General features: G+C 41.8%; 20 protein-coding genes. 19 read left to right on the top strand and 1 reads right to left on the bottom strand.

Annotation, left to right across the window (positions count from 1 at the left end):
- The first annotated feature begins 40 nt into the window (after nt 1-40).
- The 18 genes from PGY05_RS11490 to PGY05_RS11405 all read left to right on the top strand — a co-directional run bounded on the left by PGY05_RS11490 (nt 41) and on the right by PGY05_RS11405 (nt 23725).
- Entirely contained in the window at nt 41-1138 is a 1098-nt protein-coding gene (locus PGY05_RS11490) for an ABC transporter substrate-binding protein (RefSeq protein WP_008372586.1), read from the top strand.
- A gap of 142 nt (nt 1139-1280) precedes the next feature.
- On the top strand, nt 1281-2792 hold the full coding sequence (locus PGY05_RS11485) for a sugar ABC transporter ATP-binding protein (protein ID WP_117823726.1): 1512 nt from the start codon (nt 1281-1283) through the stop codon (nt 2790-2792).
- Entirely contained in the window at nt 2792-3859 is a 1068-nt protein-coding gene (locus tag PGY05_RS11480; protein ID WP_008372590.1) for an ABC transporter permease, read from the top strand. Before PGY05_RS11485 ends, PGY05_RS11480 begins: the two co-directional genes overlap by 1 nt.
- Nucleotides 3859-4884: an ABC transporter permease subunit gene (locus PGY05_RS11475; protein WP_008372592.1), complete on the top strand. Its 1026-nt coding sequence runs from the start codon at nt 3859-3861 to the stop codon at nt 4882-4884. The genes PGY05_RS11480 and PGY05_RS11475 overlap by 1 nt, the downstream gene beginning before the upstream one ends.
- A 174-nt stretch (nt 4885-5058) precedes the next feature.
- On the top strand, nt 5059-5502 hold the full coding sequence (rpiB, locus tag PGY05_RS11470; protein WP_022220180.1) for a ribose 5-phosphate isomerase B: 444 nt from the start codon (nt 5059-5061) through the stop codon (nt 5500-5502).
- A gap of 410 nt (nt 5503-5912) precedes the next feature.
- The gene (locus PGY05_RS11465) at nt 5913-7040 is read left to right on the top strand and encodes a GntR family transcriptional regulator (protein WP_022220179.1); all 1128 of its coding nucleotides are present in this window, start codon (nt 5913-5915) and stop codon (nt 7038-7040) included.
- Between the two features lie 50 nt (nt 7041-7090).
- Nucleotides 7091-8686 carry a xylulokinase gene (locus PGY05_RS11460; RefSeq protein ID WP_055297547.1) on the top strand — a complete coding sequence of 532 codons (1596 nt, stop codon included), beginning with the start codon at nt 7091-7093 and terminating at the stop codon, nt 8684-8686.
- Between the two features lie 42 nt (nt 8687-8728).
- A complete protein-coding gene (araD, locus tag PGY05_RS11455) occupies nt 8729-9418 on the top strand; it encodes an L-ribulose-5-phosphate 4-epimerase (RefSeq protein ID WP_022220177.1) in 690 nt (229 codons plus the stop codon).
- A 160-nt stretch (nt 9419-9578) separates the two neighbouring features.
- Nucleotides 9579-11078, top strand: coding sequence for an L-arabinose isomerase (gene araA, locus PGY05_RS11450; RefSeq protein ID WP_022220176.1), 1500 nt, complete (start codon nt 9579-9581; stop codon nt 11076-11078).
- A 272-nt stretch (nt 11079-11350) separates the two neighbouring features.
- Nucleotides 11351-12340 (top strand): LacI family DNA-binding transcriptional regulator, encoded by a 990-nt coding sequence (locus PGY05_RS11445; protein WP_008372602.1) that lies wholly within the window; start codon nt 11351-11353, stop codon nt 12338-12340.
- Nucleotides 12341-12669: 329 nt separating this feature from the next.
- Nucleotides 12670-13908, top strand: coding sequence for an ABC transporter substrate-binding protein (locus PGY05_RS11440; RefSeq protein ID WP_270475952.1), 1239 nt, complete (start codon nt 12670-12672; stop codon nt 13906-13908).
- Nucleotides 13909-13976: 68 nt separating this feature from the next.
- Nucleotides 13977-14912, top strand: coding sequence for a carbohydrate ABC transporter permease (locus PGY05_RS11435; protein ID WP_022220173.1), 936 nt, complete (start codon nt 13977-13979; stop codon nt 14910-14912).
- On the top strand, nt 14912-15733 hold the full coding sequence (locus PGY05_RS11430) for a carbohydrate ABC transporter permease (protein WP_022220172.1): 822 nt from the start codon (nt 14912-14914) through the stop codon (nt 15731-15733). The genes PGY05_RS11435 and PGY05_RS11430 overlap by 1 nt, the downstream gene beginning before the upstream one ends.
- An 86-nt stretch (nt 15734-15819) precedes the next feature.
- Entirely contained in the window at nt 15820-18813 is a 2994-nt protein-coding gene (locus tag PGY05_RS11425; RefSeq protein ID WP_008372613.1) for a glycoside hydrolase family 2 TIM barrel-domain containing protein, read from the top strand.
- A 21-nt stretch (nt 18814-18834) separates the two neighbouring features.
- The gene (locus tag PGY05_RS11420; RefSeq protein WP_055157776.1) at nt 18835-21147 is read left to right on the top strand and encodes a glycoside hydrolase family 65 protein; all 2313 of its coding nucleotides are present in this window, start codon (nt 18835-18837) and stop codon (nt 21145-21147) included.
- Between the two features lie 22 nt (nt 21148-21169).
- Nucleotides 21170-22075: a DMT family transporter gene (locus tag PGY05_RS11415; RefSeq protein ID WP_055157774.1), complete on the top strand. Its 906-nt coding sequence runs from the start codon at nt 21170-21172 to the stop codon at nt 22073-22075.
- Nucleotides 22047-22691, top strand: a complete 645-nt coding sequence (gene pgmB / locus PGY05_RS11410; protein WP_008372621.1) for a beta-phosphoglucomutase — start codon at nt 22047-22049, stop codon at nt 22689-22691. The genes PGY05_RS11415 and pgmB overlap by 29 nt, the downstream gene beginning before the upstream one ends.
- 17 nt (nt 22692-22708) lie before the next feature.
- Nucleotides 22709-23725, top strand: coding sequence for a M20/M25/M40 family metallo-hydrolase (locus tag PGY05_RS11405; RefSeq protein ID WP_195367884.1), 1017 nt, complete (start codon nt 22709-22711; stop codon nt 23723-23725).
- A gap of 98 nt (nt 23726-23823) precedes the next feature.
- Here PGY05_RS11405 and PGY05_RS11400 read toward each other — a convergent pair whose 3' ends face one another.
- Nucleotides 23824-24957 carry a cell wall hydrolase gene (locus PGY05_RS11400; protein ID WP_195367885.1) on the bottom strand — a complete coding sequence of 378 codons (1134 nt, stop codon included), beginning with the start codon at nt 24955-24957 and terminating at the stop codon, nt 23824-23826.
- A 146-nt stretch (nt 24958-25103) separates the two neighbouring features.
- On the opposite strand from PGY05_RS11400, the gene PGY05_RS11395 reads away from it, so the two are divergent.
- Nucleotides 25104-25946 (top strand): Cof-type HAD-IIB family hydrolase, encoded by an 843-nt coding sequence (locus PGY05_RS11395; RefSeq protein WP_270475950.1) that lies wholly within the window; start codon nt 25104-25106, stop codon nt 25944-25946.

Here is a 25946-nt window from a genome sequence, read left to right as displayed (position 1 = left end):
CAAGAGGTTAAGAAAACCCAATGAAGGAGGAACATGTAAAATGAAAAAAAGAAAAGTGTTAGCAGTATTGTTATGTGCAGCGATGACAGCAGCTTTAGCAGTTGGATGCGGTGGAAGCAAAGGATCTGACAGCAGCGACAAGAGCAGTGATTCATCAAGCTCATCCGATGATGTGATCACAGTAGGTTTCTCACAGGTAGGTGCAGAATCTGACTGGCGTACAGCAAACTCTCAGTCAATGAAAGACACATTCAGCAAAGAAAACGGATATGACCTGATCTTTGATGATGCTCAGCAGAAACAGGAAAACCAGATCACAGCAATCCGTAACTTTATCCAGCAGGAGGTTGATTACATTCTTCTTGCACCTGTTACAGAGACAGGATGGGATACAGTTCTTCAGGAAGCAAAAGATGCAGACATCCCGGTAATCATCGTTGACCGTATGGTTGATGTATCTGATGACAGCCTTTACACAACATGGATCGGAACCGATGCTCTTTGTGAAGGTCGTAAAGCAGCTGAATGGCTGAACGGATTTGCAGAAGCAAAAGGAATCGCAGCATCTGATATCCATATCGCTGATATCCAGGGAACAATCGGATCTACAGCTCAGATCGGACGTACAAAAGGTCTTGAAGAAGGCGTTGACAAATACGGATGGGATCTTGTAGCTCAGCAGACAGGTGAATTTACACAGGCTAAAGGTCAGGAAGTTATGGAGTCTATGCTGAAACAGTATGACAACATCAATGTAGTATACTGCGAGAATGATAACGAAGCATTCGGAGCAATCGATGCAATCGAAGCAGCAGGTAAGACAGTTGGATCTGATATCGCTAACGGCGAAATCATGGTAATTTCTTTCGATACAACACATGCAGGACTTCAGGATGTTCTTGATGGAAAGATCGAATGCGATGTAGAGTGTAACCCACTTCACGGACCACGTGCTGAAGAACTTATCAAAAAACTTGAAGCTGGCGAAGACATTGATAAATTGAACTATGTAGATGAAGAAATCTTTGCTCATGATGACACAGTTAAATCTGTAAAAGCTACAAACAGCTTAGACGAAGAAAAAGATTTTGATGTAACACCACTTACACAGGATATTCTTGACAAACGTGCATACTAAAATGCATTAGGAAAGTCGGATATATAATTTGACAGACACATAAGGGTGAATGAATAGAGAGGCGTGGTAGATAATAATCGGAATGTGCCGGATATTTATACTACGCCCTCTTTATTGAAAAAAGGAAAGCAGGTGGAAGAGTATGGAGGGTAATGTTGTACTTACAATGCGGGATATTTCCAAGACATTTCCCGGTGTAAAAGCATTGCAGCATGTTGATTTTACACTTCGCAAGGGCGAAATTCACGCTCTGATGGGTGAGAACGGTGCAGGTAAATCTACACTGATCAAGGTTCTTACCGGTGTACATGAATTTGAAAATGGCGAGATCCGTCTGGATGGAAAAGACGGTCCGATTATTAATAAATCACCTCAGGACGCACAGAACAATGGTATCAGTACTGTATATCAGGAAGTTAACCTTTGCCCGAACCTGACGGTGGCAGAAAATCTGTTTATTGGACGCGAACCAAGAAAAGCAGGATTTATTGACTGGCGTACAATGAACAAACGTGCAACAGAATTGCTTAAGAGTCTTGAAATTGATGCTTCAGCTACCCAGAAGCTGGAAGAGGTTTCTCTGGCAAGACAGCAGATGATCGCAATCGCACGTGCAGTTGATATGAAATGTAAGGTTCTGATCCTTGATGAGCCAACTTCATCTCTGGACGATGATGAGGTTGCAAAACTGTTCAAACTGATGAACAGACTGAAAGATGAAGGTGTAGGTATTATTTTCGTAACACACTTCCTGGAACAGGTATATGAGGTCTGTGACAGAATCACAGTTTTACGAAATGGGGAACTGGTTGGCGAATACGAAGTCAAAGATCTGCCAAGAGTTATGCTTGTTGCCAAGATGATGGGTAAAGACTTTGATGATCTTGCAGATATCAAGGGAGATCATGCAGAACTCAAAGAATTCATCCCGGTTATCGAGGCAGAAGGACTTAGCCATAAAGGAACGATCAAACCGTTTGATATGACGATCAACAAAGGTGAGGTTGTCGGATTTACAGGACTTCTTGGATCCGGACGTTCGGAACTTGTCCGTGCAATTTATGGAGCTGATAAAGCAGATTCCGGTAAACTGAAAGTTAACGGAAAAGAAGTGAAGATTCATGCTCCGATCGATGCAATGAAGCTTGGTATGGCATATCTTCCGGAAGACAGAAAGAAAGATGGTATCATCGCAGATCTGTCTGTCCGTGAAAATATTATTATCGCACTTCAGGCGAAAAAAGGTATGTTCCATCCAATGAGCAGAAAAGAAATGGATGAAGCAGCAGATAAATATATTAAGATGCTTCAGATTAAGACAGCAAGCCGTGAAACTCCGATCAAGAGTCTGTCAGGTGGTAACCAGCAGAAGGTTATCATTGGTAGATGGCTTCTTACCAATCCGGATTTCCTGATCCTGGATGAACCTACAAGAGGTATTGATATCGGAACCAAGACAGAGATCCAGAAACTGGTACTTGATCTTGCAGATCAGGGAATGGCGGTTGCATTTATTTCTTCAGAAGTAGAAGAAATGCTCCGTACCTGTTCACGTATGGCAGTTATGCGAGACGGTAAGAAGGTTGGAGAAATTTCCGGTGATGAATTATCACAGGAAGGTATCATGAAAGCAATCGCAGGAGGTGAAGAGTAATGAGCACAAATAAATCAACATGGAAAAAGCTTACCTCTATGAGGCTTTTCATGCCACTGGTGTGTCTGCTTGCAATCATTATCGTAGCTACAATTACAATTCCGGGCTTCTTAAGCATGTCTCTTAAGAATGGAGTTCCATACGGATATCCGGTCGATGTGATCAACCGTGCATCCGAGCTGGTTATTTTGTCAGTTGGTATGACACTTGTTACAGCAGCTTCCGGAGGACAGGACATCAGTGTCGGAGCTGTTATGGCAGTCGCAGGAGCCGTATGCTGCCAGATCCTTTCCGGTGGGGAAGTATCTGTAAACTCTCTGTCAGCACCGATTATCGTTGCATTTCTTGCAGCACTGGTTGCTTCAGGAATCTGCGGTGCATTTAACGGATTTCTGGTTGCAAAGCTGAATATTCAGCCGATGGTTGCGACATTGATCCTTTACACAGCAGGACGTGGTATCGCCCAGCTGATCACAGACGGACAGATTACATATATCCGTGTGAAATCTTATCAGGTATTCGGAAGCTATGTCGGAAAATTCCCGATTCCGATGCCAGTTGTAATTGCAATTATCGTAGTTATCATTGCATATGTTATTTTGAAAAAGACAGCTCTTGGACTTTATATCGAGAGCGTTGGTATTAACGGAACCGCATCCAGACTGGTCGGACTTAATTCAACCATGATCAAGTTCCTTACTTACCTGATCTGTGGTGTACTTGCAGGTGTTGCAGGATTTGTGGCTTCCAGCCGTATCTACTCAGCAGATGCCAACAACATTGGTCTGAACCTTGAAATGGATGCCATCCTTGCAGTTGCCCTTGGTGGAAATGCCCTTGGTGGTGGTAAGTTCAGCCTGATGGGATCTGTGATCGGAGCTTATACAATCCAGGCACTTACAACTGTTCTTTACGGATTGAATGTATCAGCCGATCAGCTTCCGGTCTACAAGGCAATCGTTGTTGTAGTCATCGTTGTCCTTCAGAGCCCGGTATTCAAGAAATTTATTGCAGTGCAGAAAGAAAAAAGAACATCAAAGGCTGCAGTGAAAGGAGGAGCTAACTAATGAAAGCAAAAGTATCCGGAACAAAAAAGAAAATTAACGGAACGACATTCCTCCTTATGATTACAATTTTACTGTTTGTTGTAATGTACGCAGCGGGTATGATCGTATTTAACGACAAAGGTTTTGCAAAACCGCAGATGTTCCTGAATCTGTTCATTTCCAATGCAGGTCTTCTGGTTATCGCGATGGGCGAAACGATCGTTATGATCACAGCTGGAATCGATATCTCAGTTGGTTCTGTTACAGCACTTGTATGTATGGTTGCTGCAAACCAGATGGAAAATCACGGTGCAAGCGCTTATACCGCACTTCTTATGGCACTGGTGATCGGACTTCTCTTTGGTCTGGTTCAGGGATTCCTGGTATCTTATCTGGAGATCCAGCCATTCATTGTTACACTGGCAGGTATGTTCTTTGGACGTGGTATGACATCAATCATCAGTACAGATATGATTTCTATCAAAAATGCAACTTTCATGGCATGGGCTAAATACAAAATTTACATGCCGTTTGGTTCTTACAGTAAGAGGGGAAAATTCCTCCCGGCATATATTTATCCGACAGTTATCATTGCAATCATCGTTCTGATCGTAATCATAATCGTTATGAAGTATACAAAATTCGGACGTTCTGTATATGCGATTGGTGGAAATGAACAGAGTGCACTTATGATGGGACTGAATGTTAAGAGAACAAAAATGGCTGCATACCTTCTGGACGGCTTTCTTGCAGGACTCGGCGGATTCCTTTTCTGTATGAACAGCTGTGCCGGATTCGTAGAACAGGCAAAAGGTCTTGAGATGGATGCGATTTCAGCAGCCGTTATCGGGGGTACACTACTTAGTGGTGGTGTCGGAACTCCATTCGGAACCCTGTTCGGTGTACTGATTAAAGGAACGATTTCAAGTCTGATCACTACACAGGGAACACTTTCAAGCTGGTGGGTACGAATCGTACTTTCCGCACTCCTCTGCTTCTTCATCGTTCTGCAGTCTGTATTTGCAAGCCTGAAGAAGAAAAACTAAAGAAAGAACAGTACTTGAAACATTACAGGCGAAAAGAGAAAACGACGGGTATTGACGGAAACTTTTTAATTGCCTATAATAAAAAAGTAGGATTTAAACACCGGATGTTCATATCGTACATCCGGTGTTCTTTTTGTAAGTATTGAGTATAAAGGGGAAGGAGGAAGATGAGATATGAAAATAGGGATTGCGAATGACCATTCTGCAGTGGATATGAAAAAGCAGGTGGTAGAGTATCTTGTGGAAAAAGGATATGAAGTTGTCAATTACGGAACTGATTCTTATGAGAGCTGTCCTTATCCGAAATATGGGGAAAAGATTGGAAAAGCAGTTGCAGACGGAGAAGTGGATCTCGGAGTTGCAATCTGTGGAACCGGTCTTGGAATTTCCATGGCAGCCAATAAGGTTCACGGTGTCCGCGCAGCGGTGTGTTCTGAACCATATACGGCAAAGATGGCAAGAGAACATAATAATGCAAATGTGATTGCGTTCGGTGCAAGAGTAATTGGAATCGAGATGGCAAAGATGATCCTTGATACATTTCTTGGTGCAGAGTTCCTTGGGGGACGTCACCAGGATCGTGTAGATATGATTATGGCGATCGAAGAAAATCAATAGCGCGGATGAAAAACAACAAGAGCAGATAAAGGCAATGAAAAAGCTTTTATCTGCTCTTGTTGTGTATATGGTGAGCCAAGTGCAGATTGGCGCTTGCACAAGGTTCTGCATTTGGTGAAGGGAAGAGGTTACAGAAGTACGTGAATCGAAAAAAGCTTGTTATACTTGTTTTGGTGGCATCAAAAAACAATACCATATTATTTGATGTTTTATAAGAAGTGCACAAAAGATACAAAAAGAAGAATACAAGTTAGGACCTCGATGAAAAACAAATATGTATTCAAGTTGTACACATATAATAAATACAACTTAGCAAAAATATACAAAAGTTGTACGATAATTTGTAACATATTACGGGTTGAAAATCAGGTGTTTCTTAAGGTATATTAGAGGTAAGGAGAGCAGGGGATTTGTACGTAAATCAGGTGGAAAAGAAGAAAAAAGTGAAAGAAACATCAGCAAAATATGAAGGAATTGTAAGATGGATTCGAGAACAGATTGAAGCGGAAAAACTGCAGCCGGGAGAGCGGATAGAGTCGGAATACCAGCTTTGTGACCGGTTTGGGGTAAGCCGTCAGACCGTCAGACATGCGATCGCTGTTCTGGAAAAAGAAGGTATGATCGAGAAACGCCGTGGAAGTGGGACTTATATAAAGGAAAGTGGCATCATCGGGGTCAGACGAAAAAAAACGATGCAGATCGCAGTGATGACAACTTTTGTTCAGGAATATATTTTTTCTGGTATTATTCAGGAAATCGAGAACAAGATGTCACGCGCCGGATATGGAATCCAGATTTCCATCACCAACAATTCTGTAGACAAAGAACGTTTTATATTGAAAAGCATTCTGGATAAGAAAAGAGTGGATGGAATTATAGCGGAACCGACAAAGAGTGGCCTTCCTAATCCAAATCTCAATCTGTACAGGCAGATCATGGAGCAGGGAATCCCGGTGATCTTTATCAACAGCTATTATCCGGAACTGAAAGCGCCGCATGTAAGTCTTGATGACAAGATAGCAGGGAAGATGGCGACGAAATATCTGATCCAGTGCGGACACCGTGAGATCGCAGCAATTTTCAAGGCAGATGACGGGCAGGGACACAGAAGGTATGCCGGTTATATCGAAGCTTTAATGGAAGCAGATATCAGGATCGAAGATAAACGGATTGTCTGGATTGATACCGAAGATGTGCGCAATCGCAATATGCGTGAGGAGAGCAGCTGGATTTTAAGAAGGATTCAGGGATGTACGGCATGTGTATGCTACAACGATGAGGTTGCGAGCAACCTTGCGGCGACATGTCTGGAACAGAAGATCAAAGTGCCGGACAAGATGTCGATCATTGGAATCGATGATTCTGATCTGGCAAATTATTGCGAAGTACCGCTTGCTTCTGTGAAGAATCCGATCCGGGAGCTAGCGAAGAAGGCAGCAGAAGAGATCCTTGATCTTATGCAGGAGAAAGAAGTGCCGGACAGTGTGGAACTGAAACCGGAGATTATCAACCGGAGTTCTGTAAAAATCATCAAATAGAAATATTTATCAAATCAAATATATTTTATGAAAGGAAAGGTAAAGAAAAAATGAGTGATGTAAAAAGTATGATCGAAGCGGGAAAGACTTCCCTTGGAATCGAGTTTGGTTCCACACGAATCAAAGCAGTTCTGGTAGGAGAAGATAATGCACCGATTGCTTCGGGAAGCCATGAATGGGAGAACCGTCTTGACAACGGTGTCTGGACTTACACGTTAGAGGATATCTGGACAGGTCTTCAGGACTGCTACAGAGATCTTGCTGTAGATGTGAAGAAGCAGTATGACGTAGAGCTTACTACTGTCGGAGCACTTGGATTCAGTGCCATGATGCATGGATATATGGTATTTGACAAAGCAGGAGAACAGCTTGTACCGTTCCGTACATGGAGAAATACAATGACAGAGCAGGCAGCAAAAGAACTGACAGAATTATTCCGTTTCAATATGCCACAGAGATGGAGCGGAGCACATCTGTATCAGGCAATTCTGAACAAAGAAGAGCATGTAAAGGATATTGATTTTATTACAACGCTTGCAGGTTATGTACACTGGAAACTGACAGGAGAGAAAGTCCTTGGCGTTGGTGACGCATCCGGAATGTTCCCGATCGACAGCACAACACGTAACTGGAATAAAGAGATGCTTGCCAAGTTCGATGAACTGGTTGCACCGAAAGGATATCCTTGGAAAGTAGAAGATATCCTTCCAAAAGTCTTGGTTGCAGGTGAAAAGGCAGGAACACTTACCGAAGAAGGTGCAAAGCTTCTGGACCCAACAGGAAAGCTTCAGGCAGGCATTCCGGTATGCCCTCCGGAAGGTGATGCAGGAACCGGTATGGCAGCTACGAATAGCGTCAGAATCCGCACCGGTAATGTATCAGCAGGAACCAGTGTATTTGCAATGGTTGTTCTTGAAAAAGCACTTGAGAAAGTACATGAAGAGATCGATATGGTAACAACACCTGCAGGAGATGCCGTGGCAATGGTTCACTGCAACAACTGTACTTCAGATCTGAATGCATGGGTAAATATTTTCAAAGAATTTGCAGAAGCATTCGGTATGAAAGTCGATATGAACGATCTGTTCGGAACTCTTTACAACAAAGCTCTGGAAGGTGATGCAGACTGTGGCGGTCTGATGTCTTATAACTTCTTCGCAGGAGAACCGGTTGTTGGATTTGATGAAGGACGTCCGTTATTTGTTCGTATGCCAGACAGCAAATTCAATCTTGCAAACTTCATGAGAGCAAACTTATATGCATCTCTGGAAGTCCTGAAAGTCGGAATGGACATTCTTCTGAAAGAAGAGAAGGTAGCCGTTGATGAGATTCTCGGACACGGTGGACTCTTTAAGACAAAAGGCGTTGGACAGAGCATCCTGGCAGCAGCACTTGACACACCGGTATCTGTTATGGAGACAGCCGGAGAAGGCGGAGCATGGGGAATCGCACTTCTTGCATCTTACATGAACAACAAGGCAGAAGACGAAGCCCTGGATGATTATCTGGATGCAAAAGTATTTGCAGGACAGAAGGGTACAAAGATGGATCCGGATCCGAAGGATGTAGAAGGATACAATACATTTATCGAACGCTTCAAGAAGACGCTTCCGATCATGAAAGCTGCAACAGAGACTATGAAATAGAACCCGAAATATTTTACATAAACACAGTAGGAGGCTAAAGCAATGTTAGAAGAACTGAAAAAAGAGGTTTATGAAGCCAATATGCTTCTGCCTAAGTATGGACTTGTCACATTTACCTGGGGCAATGTCAGCGGAATCGACCGCGAAAGCGGGCTTGTTGTGATCAAACCGAGCGGTGTGGATTATGACAAAATGACAGCAGATGACATGGTTGTTGTAGACCTGGAAGGAAACCGCGTGGAAGGCAACTTAAATCCGTCTTCTGATACGGCAACACATCTGGAACTCTACAAAGCGTTCCCGGATATGGGTGGTATCGTCCATACACATTCCCCATGGGCAACCAGTTGGGCACAGGCAGGAAGAGGAATCCCTTGCTACGGAACCACACATGCCGACTATATGTACGGTGAGATCCCATGTGTCCGCAATCTGACAAAAGAAGAAATCGACGAAGCATATGAGAAGAATACAGGAGTTCTCATTGTGGAACATTTCAAAGGTACAGAATACATGGCAATGCCTGCAGTACTCTGCAAGAACCACGGACCATTCACCTGGGGAACCGATCCACACAATGCAGTACATAATGCAGTCGTACTCGAAGAAGTAGCTAAAATGGCAGCTCGCTGCGAAATGATCAATCCAGACGTAAAACCTGCCCCACAGGAATTACAGGATAAACACTACTACAGAAAACACGGTAAAGACGCGTACTATGGACAAGGCTAAAGCACTTAATGAATGCGAGCCGTAGGCGACACATGAATTTAGTGCGTTGCCTGTTCGGCGTACTTAGCGAGCGGGAGCGTATGCGACTGCGAGCTTAGTAAGACCGAACTTGTATTAGGAAGATAGAGTAAATCAATTAAACAAAAAGGAGAATAAAAACATGTTAGTACAGAAAGATTACAAATTTTGGTTTTGCACAGGATCACAGGATTTATACGGAGATGAATGCCTCGCACACGTAGCAGAACATTCACAGATCATCGTAAAAGCCCTCAATGAATCAGGAATTCTTCCATACGAAGTAGTCTGGAAACCAACCCTGATCACAAATGAAGTAATCAGAAGAACCTTCAACGAAGCAAATACAGATGAAAACTGTGCAGGTGTTATTACATGGTGCCATACATTTTCACCGGCAAAATCATGGATTCTCGGATTAAAAGAACTGAGAAAACCATTACTTCACCTTCATACACAGTTCAACCGTGAAATCCCATACGACACCATCGATATGGACTTCATGAATGAGAATCAGGCAGCTCATGGTGACCGTGAATTCGGACATATTTTCACACGCCTTCATAAGAACCGTAAAGTCATCATGGGTTACTGGGAAGACAAAGAAACACAGGAAAGAATCGGTGACTGGATGCGTACAGCAGTTGGTGTCATCGAAAGCAGTCATGTACGTGTTATGCGTGTAGCTGACAACATGAGAAACGTTGCCGTAACAGAAGGTGACAAAGTAGAGGCTCAGATTAAATTCGGATGGGAAGTTGATGCTTACCCGGTAAATGAAGTTGCTGACGCAGTAGCTCAGGTTGGACAGGGTGATGTAAATGCACTTGTTGAAGAATACTATGACAAATATCAGATCCTTCTGGAAGGAAGAGATGAAGCTGAATTCAGAAAACATGTGGCAGTTCAGGCTCAGATCGAACTTGGATTTGAAAGATTCCTTGAAGCAAACAATTATCAGGCAATTGTTACACACTTCGGAGATCTTGGATCACTTCAGCAGCTTCCGGGACTTGCAATGCAGAGACTGATGGAAAAAGGATATGGTTTCGGTGCGGAAGGTGACTGGAAGACAGCAGCTATGGTTCGTGTAATGAAGATCATGACACAGGGCAAGAAAGATGCAAAGGGAACTTCCTTCATGGAAGACTACACATACAACCTTGTACCTGGAAAAGAAGGTATCCTGGAAGCTCATATGCTGGAAGTTTGCCCGACAATCGCAGATGGACCGATCAGCATCAAGTGTCAGCCGCTTAGCATGGGTGACAGAGAAGATCCTACACGTCTTGTATTTACAGCCAAAGAAGGACCGGCTGTCGCAACATCACTTGTTGATCTTGGCGACAGATTCCGCCTGATCATCAATAGTGTAGACTGCAAGAAGACAGAAAAACCGATGCCGAAGCTTCCGGTTGCAACTGCATTCTGGACACCACAGCCAGACCTCAGAACAGGTGCAGAAGCTTGGATCCTGGCAGGTGGAGCTCACCATACAGCATTCTCTTATGACCTGACACCGGAACAGATGGGTGACTGGGCAGAAGAAATGGGAATCGAAGCTGTTTATATCGATAAAGATACAAAGATCAGAGATTTCAAAAATGAATTAAGATGGAATGAAGCTGCGTATAGAAAATAAATAGTAGCAGATGAATTCTAAGAAATAAACAACCGGGCAGAATCACATTTAAAAGTGAACTGCCTGGTTTTTTGCAACGCATAAAGTTCTAGGTAAAAGTAAAAGTTGAAAAACAGAGCAGTAAAAAAGTTAAATTTTACTAAAGCTATTTATTTCTCCGAAATGTGTGCTATAATGAATTGAATAAATTGCAAAGGAAAGTCATCAAGGGAAAATGCATTAAGGCAATATTGAAAGAAAATAAAAAGAAAGAGAAATAATGGGGGAAGGACATGGCGACGATTAAGGACATTGCGGCAAAAGCGGGGGTTTCCATAGCGACAGTATCCAGAGTGTTGAATCATGATGAAACTTTGAATGCGCAGGAAGAGACAAAAAAAAGAATTTTTGAAATTGCAGAGGAATTAGAATACGAAGTACGCGCACAGAAAAAACGCAGGCGAAAACTGAAGATAGGTGTATTTTATTCTTATTCTCCTGAAGAAGAACTTCAGGATCCTTATTATCTTTGTATCAGGCTTGCTATAGAAAAAAAACTGGAAGAAGAAGGATATACAAAGGTGATTGTGAAACTGGATGATTCGCCGGAGATGATCAACGGATTAGATGGTGTAATCTGTACCGGTACATTCACAAAAAAAATGGTAGAAGCAATAGAGATATGGGAATGCCCGGTTATATTTATTGATGCAGATCCAAACCCAAAGAGATTCGATTCAATTGTGGTAGACTATAGACGGGCAGTAGAAGAGATTGTTTCCTATCTGGTAGGGTGTGGACATACGAAAATAGGGATGATCGGCTGTCGAGAAGTTGATAAGGAGGGGGATGAAGTACTGGATACGAGAATACAGCATTTTCAGAACGCTTTGAAAAAACGGGGACTGTATCACCCGGAATATACAAAGTTTGGTGCTTATTATGCAAAATATGGATACAAACTTCTGAAAGAGTTTTACGAGGAAGGGAATCTGCCGACTGCCTTGTTTGTTGCGAATGATTCGATGGCAGCAGGAAGTTATCGGGCGGCATATGAACTTGGGCTTAAAATACCGGATGATATCAGTATTATTGGCTTTAATGATATCCCAACTGCGAAATACATGGTTCCTCCACTTACTACGGTGAGATTGTACATGGAGTTCATGGGAGAATATGCAGTAAAACTTCTGGAAGAGCGAATTATACATGGAAGAGAGATTTGTGTAAAAGTTTCAATCCCGACTAAACTTTATATACGTGACAGTGTTAAAAAATTTTAATAAGGTAAAAAAGTAAGAGGCTATGGAACGGAGAATGTCCTATAGTCTCTTTATGTATACAGATTGAGTGATGACAGATTGTTTTGTTATGATTTTTTAGCTAAAAATAAAGAGTTAAAATCAATTAAGTAAAAACAGACAACTTTAATTAAAATAAAAATATAGTTTTACCAAGATAAAAATTGTGAAAAGTATATAAAAATATGGTGTAAATAATAGGTAAAATAGAGAAAAAATATTTATAGGGTAAAAAGTATTTACATTTAACCGGTAAAATAGTATAGTGGTTTTACCAAATAAAATAAGTGAATCAAAGGAGGAAATGATTTATGAAGAGGAAAATTGCAGTAATGTGCGTACTTGCACTTACAGGAACAATGATGCTGACTGCTTGTGGAAACAAGAAAGACAGTAATAATGGAAAGACAAGTGACGGAAAGACAGCAATACGTTTTGCAACATGGGATGTAGCTGATGATGTAGATGCTCAGCAGAAACTTGTAGATAAATTTAATGAGGAACATGATGACATTGAAGTAACACTGGAAGCATACGGAAGTGATTTTGATACAAAGATCAGTGCAGGTATGGGATCTGGAGATACACCGGATGTTATGTATATGTGGAACTACCCGGCATATGCAGATGGTCTTGAACCTCTGGATGAGTATATCGACAAAGAAGGCGATGACTATAAGAATGATTTCTACAGCACACTGTGGAATTACAACTCATTAGACGGAACAACATATGGTATTCCAGTGGGATTTACAACACATTCACTTTTCTATAACAAAGATCTTTTTGCACAGGCTGGTGTAGAAGAACCTACAGATGACTGGACATGGTCGGATCTTCAGGCAGCTGCCAAGACAATTGAAGAAAAGACAGGTCAGAAAGGTTTTGCATTCCAGATGAAACCAGATCCGTATGATTTTGAAATGTATCTGTGGAGCAATGGAACTGCATATTGTGACGAAGACGGACAGATGGCAGGTCAAATTGATTCAAAAGAATCTCAGGAAGTATTTAAAATGTTCCAGGATATGGAAAAAGACGGATATGCAATTGCAACAGAAAAGAACGGAACTGATGAATTCCGTGCCGGTACAGTAGCAATGTATGTATATGGATCATGGTCAATTGCTTCTCTTAATGAGGATGGAATGAATTATGGTGTGGCAAAAATTCCTTCTTTTGACGGAAAGACCTCTGTAAGTATTCTGAGCTCTTCAGGACTTTCTATTTCAAAGAACAGCAAGAATAAAGATGCTGCATGGGAATTTGTAAAATACTGGACAGGCGAAGAATGCAACAAAGCAAGAATCGGTATGGAACTTCCGGTACTTAACAGTGTTGTAGAATCTGAAGGTATCATGGATGAACCAGAATATGCACCATTCTATGAGATGCTTGAGCAGAGTGATGGACATACTCCGGCAAGCTTCCTGATTGAAGACTGGTCAGAAATTTCAGAAAACCTCAGCTTATCATTTGAACAGATTTTCAATCCAAGCTCATACATGGATGTAAAAGATGTTTTAAAAGAAGCAGCAGACGCACAGTAATAGCATACAAACAAACCGGCGCCGGAACAATTTATGATTCCGGCGCCGATAAATAGGAGAGAAGAAAAATGAAGCAGAGAAAATTCCTGAAGACGGCCACACCGTATTTGTTTATTATGCCGTGGATTATCGGGTTCCTTGTATTTACAATCGGTCCCCTGATTCTGTCTTTGATCATGAGCTTTTTTGAGTGGCCGCTTACTACAGCGCCAACATTCAGGGGACTTGGAAACTATATTGATATGTTTACAAAGGACAAACAGTTCTGGAAATCCCTTATAATCAGTTTGAAATATGCGGCAATTTTCGTACCGCTTAACATGATTATTGCATTGTTCCTTGCAATGCTGATCACACAGCCGGTTAAAGGAGTAAAAGTATTCCGTACAATTTTCTATATTCCGGCAGTTATCTCAGGTGTAGCGGTTTCTATCATCTGGGGATGGATCCTCAACGGAGATTATGGCGTACTGAATTATCTGTTATCTCTTCTGGGAATCAAAGGACCGAAGTGGCTGGTTGATCCGGCATGGGCACTCCTTGCAGTTATAATTGCAAGTGCGTTTGGTGTTGGAACGATGATGCTTATCTTCTACACAGATATCAAAAATATTCCGGTTGATGTATACGAAGCTGCATCTATTGATGGAGCAGGTCCTGCAAGAAAATTTTTCAGTATTACGCTTCCGATTATTACACCTACAATTTTATTTAACCTGATTACGTCAATTATCAGTTCTTTCCAACAGGTAACATTGGTTATGCTTCTTACCGGAGGTGGACCGCTTAAATCTACCTACTTCTATGGACTGTATACATACAATAACGCATTCAAACATCACAAACTTGGATATGCCAGTGCAAACGCATGGGTAATGTTTATCATCATTCTGCTGCTGACTGCCGTGGTATTCAAGTCATCATCCGCATGGGTATTCTATGAGACAGAAGCTAAAAACAGCGGAGCAAAGAAAACAAAAAAGAAAAAAGGGGGTAGAAAGTAATGAAGATGTCTAAAAAATCAAAAATTGTAATTTACATATTACTCGGACTGGTAGCCATTTACTTTCTTGCACCGTTTATTTACATGCTGTTTTCTGCATTTAAGACAGAAGGAGAAGCAATTGCATATCCGCCGAAACTTCTGCCGGCAGAATGGCATTTTGAGAACTTTATTAATGCATGGAAATCACAGCCGTTTGGAACATATCTTTGGAATTCAATTCTTGTAACAGTTCTGACAACAGTCGGACAGGTTCTTTCATGTTCACTGGTTGCTTATGGATTTGCAAGATTTAACTTTAAAGGAAAAAATATCCTCTTTATGATCCTGCTTTCAACAATGATGATTCCATGGGATGTTACCATGATTCCGCAGTACATGGAATTCAACTTATTCGGATGGATCAATACACTGAAGCCGCTGATCGTGCCGGCATGGTTCGGATCTGCCTATTATGTATTCCTGATGAGACAGTTCCTTATGGGAATCCCGAAGGATTTTGAGGAAGCAGCACGAATTGACGGCGCAAATCAGTTCCAGATTTACTGGAAGATTTTCATGCCGATCATGAAACCTTCATTGATTCTTGTCGGTGTACTTAATATGCTGACTGTATGGAATGACTATCTTGGACCACTCATTTTCTTACAGGACAGAAGCAAATATACATTGGCACTTGGACTTGCTTCATTTAAAGGAGTTCACAGTACACAGATTATTCCGATGCTTTGTATTACGATTATTATGATTATTCCGCCGATCATTATTTTCATTATCGCGCAGAAATATATTGTTGAAGGAACCAGTGGTTCTATCAAATAGACAGGCGTATGGAGCGGTCAGGCAGACTGTATCTGTCTGACCGCTGTTGCTGTCTTATATGGGATACCACTTGAGAGGAGAAAATTATGGCAAGAAAAAAAGTAAAAAGATGGGAAGACCATCGGATTACCGGAATTGGGAGAAGAGAAGCACGAACGGCTTTTTATAAAGATTCGCAAAAGAAAATCAGTTTAAATGGAGAATGGGCTTTTAAATATGTTGATGCACCGGAATTATCGCCGGAAGGATTTGAACAGTCGGGGGCATGTGAAGGATGGGATAAGATTGATGTTCCGTCCGTATGGCAGCTTAGAGGGTATGACAAGATGCATTACACAGATGTGTTATATCCATTTCCGGTAAACCCACCGCATGTACCAGATGAAAATCCAACTGGAATTTATAAAAAGACAGTTGTATTAGATGAACAGTGGATGGAAAAAGACACGGTTCTGAAATTCCATGGTGTTGACAGTGCATTTGATGTATGGGTAAATGGAAACCATGTTGGATTTGGAAAAGTCAGCAGACTGCCTTCAGAATTTGACATTACCGGGTTTGTAAAAACAGGTGAAAATGACATTACCGTTCGTGTATACAAGTGGTCAGACGGTACTTATCTGGAAGATCAGGATATGTGGTGGTTATCAGGAATCTACAGGGATGTAGAACTGATCAATGAGGAAAAGAATGCAGTTCTGGATCTTCGTGTAAATGGGACATTGGATGACAGCTACAAAAATGGTTTTTTTACAGCTGGAATTACAATGAAACAGGCTGGTACAAATCTTGGCTGGAAGCTTTCTTATAAAGGAAAGACTGTTCTTGAAGGTGAGCTTGTTTCGGAAGGAAAAGATATATGTATTGAGGCTGAGATCCCGGAAGTTCATACATGGACAGCCGAGACACCTGAGTTATATGAATTTACAGTAATGACAGAAAACCAGGAAGTAACAGTCAGATGTGGATTCCGCAAAATCGAGATCAAAGATAAGAACTTCCGTGTCAATAATCAGGTAATCCTTCTGAACGGAGTCAATCATCATGATTATAATCCAAGAGAAGGAAGAAGAGTGACAAGAGAGCAGATGGAATCAGATATTCGTCTGATGAAACAGTACAATATCAATGCTGTTCGTTGCTCGCATTATCCGGCAAATGAATATTTTTATGATCTGTGTGACGAATATGGACTTTATGTGATCGATGAAGCAGACCTGGAATGCCATGGATTTGAATGGGTAGAAAATTACACATGGATCACAGATGATGAGACCTGGAAAGATGCTTACGTAGATCGTAGTGTCCGTATGGTAAAGAGAGATAGAAATCATCCATCGATTATTATGTGGTCTATGGGAAATGAATCCGCATTCGGATGCAATTTCCGTAGTGCAGCAGAAGCAATCCGTGAGTTGGATGATACCAGACTGGTTCATTACGAGGGAGATTTTGAGGCAGAAGTGACAGATGTATATTCTACGATGTATACCAGACTGAAAGGTCTCAAAGAGATTGCAGAATATCAGATCAAAGGGGATAAGCCACACGTAATGTGTGAATATGGACATGCGATGGGAAATGGTCCTGGAGGATTAAAAGCATACCAGGATATGTATCGCAAGTACAAACGTCTTCAGGGTGGATTTCTCTGGGAGTGGTATGATCATGGAATTTACACTGAAGAAAAGGATAAGAAATATTATAAATATGGTGGAAATTATGGAGATTTTCCAACAAACGGGAACTTCTGCATCGATGGGATTCTGATGCCGGACAGAACACCGTCTCCGGGAATGGAAGAATACAAACAGATCATTGCACCAGTAGAAATTACAGCTGTTGAAGGAAGCATGAATAAGATTCAGATCCGGAATTATTATGATTTCCTGAATCTGGATACGACAACACTTTATTGGGAAGTAAAAGCGGAAGATCAGATGATACAGGACGGAACCGTTGAAGGACTTTCGGTTGCTCCGCATGAAGGCAAGATCATTGCCCTACCAATTACAGCATTTGAATTACAGGAAAATACAGACTATTATCTGAATCTGACTGTATGTCAGAAAGAAGAAAGAAACTATGCACCAGCAGGGTATGAAATCAAGAAAGTCCAGATTCCGATGCAGATCCGAAAAGATGGATTTTCGGTAAGAGAAACAGCTGATAAGCTTCAGGTAACAGAAGAACAGGGGGGGCTTACTGTAGAAAACAGCCGTGTGACAGCAAAATTCAGTACTGTATTTGGAAAATTGATTTCTTTTGGAAAAGATGGAAAAGAGTATCTGACTGAAGGACCGAGAATGAATGTATACCGTGCAACAATCGATAACGACATGTACAAGAAAGAGGACTGGATGAATAAATATTTTATTCAGAAACCGGTAGAAGAGACAGAATATGTCAGCTGTCTGAAAGAAGACGATAAGGTGATCGTCCGGATCGGAACATTCTTCAGTTGCTATAACCAGTCCTGGGGATTTGAATGTGATTACACTTATACGGTTTATTCTTGTGGACAGATGAAGGTGGAAATTCAGGGAAAAGCTGTTCAGAGAGGAAAACTGGAACCAGCGTTCTTACCACGTATCGGAGTCATTATGAAAGGAAATAAAAACTTTCAGAAGACGATGTGGTATGGTATGGGACCTGGTGAGAGTTATGTAGACAGTAAGGCTGCATCTATTATGGGAATTTACGAAAATACAGTTGACGGAATGATGACAGATTATGTATTCCCACAGGAAAACGGACATCATGAACAGGTGAAATGGTTCCGTATTGGAGATGGAAAAGATGGTCTGTTATGCAAGATGGAGGAGAAGCTTGGTCTGAACCTTGCTAATTATACCGATGAAAGTCTGGAAAAAGCACAGCATCCATTTGAAATTGAAAAAGCGGATGATGTGATTATCCATCTGGATTATCGCCAGTCAGGACTTGGAAGCAACAGCTGTGGAGAAGAACAGTTGGAAGAAAATAAAGTAAAACTTCAGGATTTTGCAATGGCATTTACTGTGCAGGCAGCAGAATGCGGAACCGAAATCCGGAAGGCAAGAAAACAGTATATCGATTAAGAATAAAGGAGACAATCATATATGAGCAGAGAAATGTTTTCAGGAAATCTGAGAAACAGATTACATAGCGATGAATGGCTCATCTGGCAGGATCAGTATGAGGCAAAAGAGAATCTCAAATATGAGAGTTTGTTTGCACTTTCCAATGGCTACCTCGGAATCCGGGGAAGTCATGAGGAAGGAACAAAGATTACACTTCCATATCTTTATATCAATGGAGTGTTTGACAAGTCAGAGACATTTATGCGTGAACTTTCCACACTTCCGAACTGGCTTGGAATCAGACTTTATGTAGAAAAAGAATTGATTGGAATTGAAGACTGTGAAATTTTGGAATTTTCAAGAGTGCTTGATATGAAAGGAGCTTTTCTTGGAAAGAGAGTTCGTCTGAAGGACTCAAAAGGAAGAGAGACTTTGATCGAAGGAATCCGGTTTGTGAGCAGAAACAATGTACACAGGATGGGAATCCGGCTTTATGTGACACCGCTCAACTACAGTGGAATTATTGAAGTAGAAAGTATTATTGATGGTACGATCATTAATTTTTATGATGCACCACGCTTTAAGGTAAAACATACTTATATGACAGCGAATGAAAAGCTGGCAGCAGATGGATGTTATGTGGAAGTTGCAACCAGAGAAAATCATCTGCATGTAGGTTGTGGATGCCGTATCGAAGCTTATGCAGATGGAAAACAGATTCTTGGAAACAGAATGATAAGCAGATTTGGTGAGCAGAGTGTGGAATTTGGTGATATCCATGTAGAAGAAGGAAAAGAAGTAGAAATCGTAAAATATGTTTCGATGTATACAGAAAGAGAATGTCCGGCTTATGCTCTTCATACAACAATCGAAAAAGAAATTGAAGGATTTGTTGAAACGGGATTTGATCAGGAACTGAAAGCGCATGAAGATGTTTATAAGAAGATGTGGGAAAATGCAGATATTCAGATTACAGGGGATGATGAATTGAACCGTGCAGTCCGTTTTAACATCTTCCATCTGATGAGTACGGGAAACGAACATGATGACCATGTGAATGTTGGGGCAAAGCTTTTAACAGGAGAAGAATATGGTGGACATGCTTTCTGGGATACCGAACTTTTTATGCTTCCGTTTTTCTCATGGGTATTTCCGAAGACTGCACAGAATCTGGAAAATTACAGATACCATCTTCTGGATGCAGCGCGTGCAAATGCACATAAGAATGGATATAAAGGAGCACAGTATCCGTGGGAGTCAGCAGATGATGGTACAGAGCAGTGTCCGGACTGGACCATTGAGCCGGATGGAACCTGTTATAGATGTTATGTTGCGGTATATGAGCATCATGTAACAGCAGCAGTTGCTTATGGAATCTATAATTATGTTAAGATCACGCAGGATATGGATTTCCTTTACAGCAAAGGAGCGGAGATTCTGACAGAGACAGCAAGATTTTGGGCAAGCCGTTGTGAGTACAACAAAGAGCAGGATCGTTATGAAATCAATCAGGTAACGGGACCGGATGAATGGCATGAACCGGTTAATAATAACCTCTATACCAATTATCTGGCGAGATGGAATCTCGGATATGTTCTTTCACTGCTTGCATCAATCAAGAAAGAGAATCAGGAAGCGTATGATATCCTGATCGAAAAGACAGGACTTACAGAGGCGGAAACTGCACACTGGAAAGAAGTGCAGGAAAAGATGTATCTGCCAAGAAAAGAAGGCACAAGACTTCTGGAACAGTTTGAAGGATATTTCGAGCTTGATAATGTAACAATCGAAAAATATGATGAGAATGACTGGCCAGTACGTCCGGATGCACTTAAGACAAAAAGAGCAAGAGAGACACAGATCAATAAGCAGGCAGATGTTGTTATGCTGTTACACCTTATGGGAAATGAATTTGATGAAGAAACGATTAAAGAAAACTACGCTTATTACGAAAAGCGTACACTTCATGGTTCTTCATTGAGTCCGAGTATTTTCTCTGTTATGGGGCTTAAAGTAGGGGATGATTCAAAAGCATATCGGTATCTTCGCCGCGCAGCCTTTATTGACCTGTTGAATATGCAGGGAAATACAAGAGAAGGAATCCATGCGGCAAATACTGGTGGAGTATGGCAGACAATTGTATTTGGGTTTGCAGGTGTAGCGCAAAGAGAAGATGGTATGTTGAAAGTTCATCCGAATATGCCAAAGGAATGGCAGGGATTAACATTCCGTCTGCATTATAGAGGGGCATGGCTTGAAATTACGGCAGATGGAAGTAATCAGGCAAAGGTCATTCGTCTTGCAGGAGAACCTGTAGAAGCTGAAATAAATGGAAAAGTAACAACAATCTAAAAAAGAGACGGGAGGATATATGATGAAAAAATGGCTGGCAATCGGAGGACTTATACTGGTTACGGTCATATGGGGAGGCGGCTTTGTCGCAAGTGATATGGCACTGGGAAGCATGAAGCCTTTCCAGATTATGATGGTAAGATTTTTGTTGGCATCTGTGCTGATGGGGATGATCAGCATGGGACAGCATAAAAAAGAAGGGAAACTTGAGAAGCGTGCAGGTGCAATAAAAGCAGGTATTCTGATGGGAATTGCACTTTTTGCAGGATTTGCACTTCAGATTATCGGTCTGCAATATACAACACCTTCCAAAAATGCATTCCTTACAGCACTGAATGTAGTTATAGTGCCGTTCATTGCATTTATAATTTTGAAGAAGAAAGTAGGCATGAAAGGAATCATTGGAGCAATCATGTCCGTTATTGGAGTAGCACTGCTTTCTTTGAATGGAAATCTTACACTGAGTCTGGGAGATGGTCTTACACTTCTCTGTGCGGTAGGATTTGCGTTCCAAATCTTTTTTACCGGAGAATTTGTGAAAAAATATCCGGCATCTGTACTGAACATGGTGCAGATGATCACAGCATTTGTATTATCGGCAGTCAGTCTTGTGATTTTTGGAGAGAACGATTTTCAGGTTACAACACAGGGATGGTTAAGTGTTTTGTATCTGGGAGTAATCAGTACGACTGTATGTTATCTGCTCCAGACCGCATGCCAGAAGTATGTAGATGAGACAAAAGCAGCGATTGTACTTTCAATGGAATCTGTATTTGGAACGATTTTTTCTATCATCATTCTGCATGAAGTGATTACACTTCGCATGGTGATCGGATGTGCGATCATCCTAGCCGCTGTCATCATTTCTAACTTGTCTGAAACAGAAGGAGAAGCAAAAGATGAAGAAATACAATGCAGTAATTTTTGATTTGGATGGGGTAATCTGTCATACAGATAAATATCATTATCAAGCATGGAAAGCAGTTGCAGATGAACTGGGAATCTATTTTGATGAAGAAATCAATAATCGACTCAGAGGGGTGAGCCGTATGGAAAGTTTTGAAATTATTCTGGAACGCTATGAAGGAGAAATGAGCGAAGAAGAGAAAGAATGCTGGACAACAAAGAAAAATGATATCTATAAAGAACTTCTGAAAAATATGAGTCCTGCAGATCTGTCTGCAGAAGTAAAGGAAACATTGGATGATCTTCGTGCGAATGGATATAAACTGGCGATTGGATCATCCAGTAAAAACGCAAGATTTATTCTCGGGCAGTTGGGACTTGGAGAGTATTTCGATGCAATTTCAGACGGAAATAATATTTCAAAATCAAAGCCGGATCCGGAAGTATTTGTGAAAGCAGCAGAGTATGTAGACGAACAGGTTGATAAGTGTTTGGTTGTAGAAGACGCAAAAGCAGGACTGCAGGCAGCAATCGCAGGGGGAATGGATTGTGCTGCTATCGGGGATGCAGTTGCAAGCGGACTTGGAACCTATAATCTGTCTGCATTTGCAGATCTTCTGAAAGTTACGGCTAAGTAAGAAAGAAGATGACTAGAATGAATGAAAAATTTTTAAATAACCTTCTTAACAGTATTTCGGTATCGGGTTATGAGGAGCAGGTGCAGGATATTGTAACAGAAGAAATGAAAGAATATACAGATGAGATTTGCCGTGATGAGATGCAAAATCTAACATGTATTCTGAATCCGGAAAACGATGTACGTATCATGCTTTCGGCACATGCAGATGAAATCGGACTTATGATTTCGAACATCCGGGAAGATGGAAGACTGCAGGTGATTGACAGAGGCGGAATTGTTCCGGCAACTTATCCGGGACGTCAGGTGCGTATCAAGACAAAAAACGGAGAGGTTTACGGTGTTGTCGAAGCATATCGTGATTTGTTCAAAGAAGAAAATCTGGGAACAAAGCATTTTCTGATCGATATTGGGGCGAAAGATAGAGAAGATGCTTTAAAGAATGTAAGTCTGGGAGATCCGATTGTTCCGGATACACATATTCGTAAGATGACAAATGGTAAATTTACAGCCAGAGCATTGGATGACAGACTTGGTGTTTATATCATTATGGAAGCAATCAAGAGAGCGAAAGAGCTTGGATGTAAAGTTGGTGTCTATGGAGCTTCTACAACTGGAGAGGAGACAACGAAAACCGGAGCTTTCTGGACAAGTACACGGATTAATCCGACACTTGCGATTGTTGTGGATGTGACTTACACAAGCGACTGCAGTGGAATGAATCCGGCTGAGATGGGAACGGTTCTTCTGGGGGGTGGACCGGTTCTTTGCAACAGTCCGATCGTGGTAAAAACTTTAAATGCCAAAATGGAAGAATGTGCAAAAAAAGTAGGAATTCCAGTTCAGAGAGAAGCTGCAAGCAGGCTTAGTTATACGGATGGAGATAAGATTCATTTTTCAAATCAGGGCGTACCGATGGTATTGGTATCAATCCCGCTTCGTTATATGCACATGCCTGCAGAGGTAGCAGATGAAAAAGATGTGGAAGGTTGTGTGGAATTGATAGCACAGTTTCTTGCAAACTATAATGCGTAGAAAATAAAAAACGGTATTTACTCGTGAAGATGAGTAAATACCGTTTTTTTGCATTCTGTCCTGTGAATGAATCGAACGCACATCCACTGGGACAGGATTTAGAAAAATACATTTCCCCCAACGTTGATCCCGGACATTCCGGTACTTGCGCTTCGGAACTGGTAACATCCGCTTACAGATGCAAGCCGTGCTCCGCCGAGTGCTTCCTGAGCGACCTGATAGCATAAGGATACAGGTCCTCTTTGCAAGACGCGGCTTAAGCTTCCGTCCCAGGTTGGAGCAAACTGACCGCTCTGGTAGACGACACCGCTGATTGTATTCGGATACAGCGGACTCGCTACACGGTTCATGATGACTGTAGCAACGGCAAGAATACCGTCATAATTGTAACCGCCAGCTTCACACTGCAGAATTGCAGCAAAGAGAACCAGATCTGTGGTCTCGGCAGGAGTATCCGGAACTGTAATCGTTGTATTGCCGCCGGAACTACCGGAATCCGTGTTCCCGGAGCTGCTTGAAGTATTATTGGCAGCAGTCTGTGCAGCTTTTGCCTGTCGTTGTTGTTCTGCAGCTTCTTCTTCCTGTTTTTTCTTAAGTGCGGCAGCAGCGGCTGCCTGTGCTTCTTTTGCTTTTGCCAGTGCTTCGGATGAAGCCTGAAGTTCACCGGAAGTAGAGGAAATCTTATCATTCAGTTCCTGTTCCTGTTGGTCGAGATTTGTTTTCATCTCTGCCAGAGAAGCCTGCTCTGCTTTCAGATCAGAGTCCTTTTTAGCGACAAGCTCGTGAACCTTCTGTAATTCATCCAGCATATTTCTGTCGTATTCTGTAATGTTCTTGACAAATTCTGCTTTGTTTAAGAAATCTCCCATGCTTTCAGAAGAAAAGATGATCTGCAAGAGTGACGTATTTCCTGTTTCGTACATATATTTGATTCTTTTCTTCATAGCATCATACTGTAACTGCTCGTCCAGTTTTGCGGCGGCAAGATCCAGTTCTGCTTTCTGTACGGAAGCATCCGTATCCTCAATTTTTGATGCAAGATCTGTGATCTCAGCGCTGAGACTTGTGAGGTCCTGATTCAGAGAGTCGAGCTGGTTCTGAAGACCGTTTGTCTGCTTTTCGAGAGAGTCTACAGTGTCATCGGCGTAAGCTTTTGTAAACGGGGAACAGACCAGGGCAGCGGTAAGGAGTGCGATGGTTGTCCTTGAAAATGCTTTTAACCTTTTCTTCATAATTCTTCCTTTCTTCAAAATTGAGCCTTTATCAGTATACTACAAAATGCCTGAATCCGCAAATTTTGTTATACATACACGGGGAATCGTGTTATACTAAGATTTGAAATGTATTTTTAGCTTTACCATAAATGAGGGAATTATTCATGAAAAAGATAAAAATGATAGGGCTTGATCTGGATGGTACTTTACTGAATGATAAGAAAGAACTGACCAGTCATACAAGAGAAATACTTACACGTGCGATCGACCAGGGGGTAACAGTACTGGTTGCAACAGGGCGTCCGGTGACAGGGATCCCGGAAGTACTCCGGAATTTCCCGGGGATGAGGTACGCACTGACATCGAACGGCGGAAGGATCCTGGATTTACAGGAAGACAAAGTACTTTATGCCAATATGCTCTCTTATGAGATGGGAGCAGCGATCCTTAAGATTTTTGGAGATTATGATACGTTCAAGGAGATCTATTTTGATGGAAGAGGTTTCGTACAGGCAGATGAACTTTTGAAAGTCGGAGAGTATCTGCGGAATCCTGCGATGGCAGATTATATCCGAACCACCCGCAAAGGCATTAAGAGTCTCTGGGAGAAGATGGAAGAGATGAATGGGCATGAGATGGATAAGATCCATGCACTTTTTAAGAGCCAGGACGAACGGCTGGAAGCAAAGCAGCGGATCATGGAGCTTGGGAATTTAAGCATCAGTGATTCGATGAGAACGAATCTGGAGATCAATGCACCGGGAGTTAACAAAGGAATGGGACTGATTCAGCTTGGCAGGCTTCTTGGAATTGAACGAGAAGAGATCATGGCATGCGGGGATGGCAACAACGACCTGATGATGTTAAAAGAAGTCGGATTTGGTGTTGCGATGGCAAACGGAGCAGATGAAGTAAAAGAGGTGGCAGATTATATCACATTGTCCAATGAGGAGGATGGCGTGGCGGCTGCCATTGAAAAATTTGTATTGAATCCCGAGAGGGGATAG

Origin of the sequence: Coprococcus sp. AF51-11b1, assembly GCF_027682785.1 — a bacterium.
In the GTDB taxonomy this organism is placed as follows: domain Bacteria; phylum Bacillota; class Clostridia; order Lachnospirales; family Lachnospiraceae; genus Allocoprococcus; species Allocoprococcus comes.
Note: the sequence above shows the minus strand (reverse complement) of the source record. Positions and strands in the feature narration are given on the sequence as shown.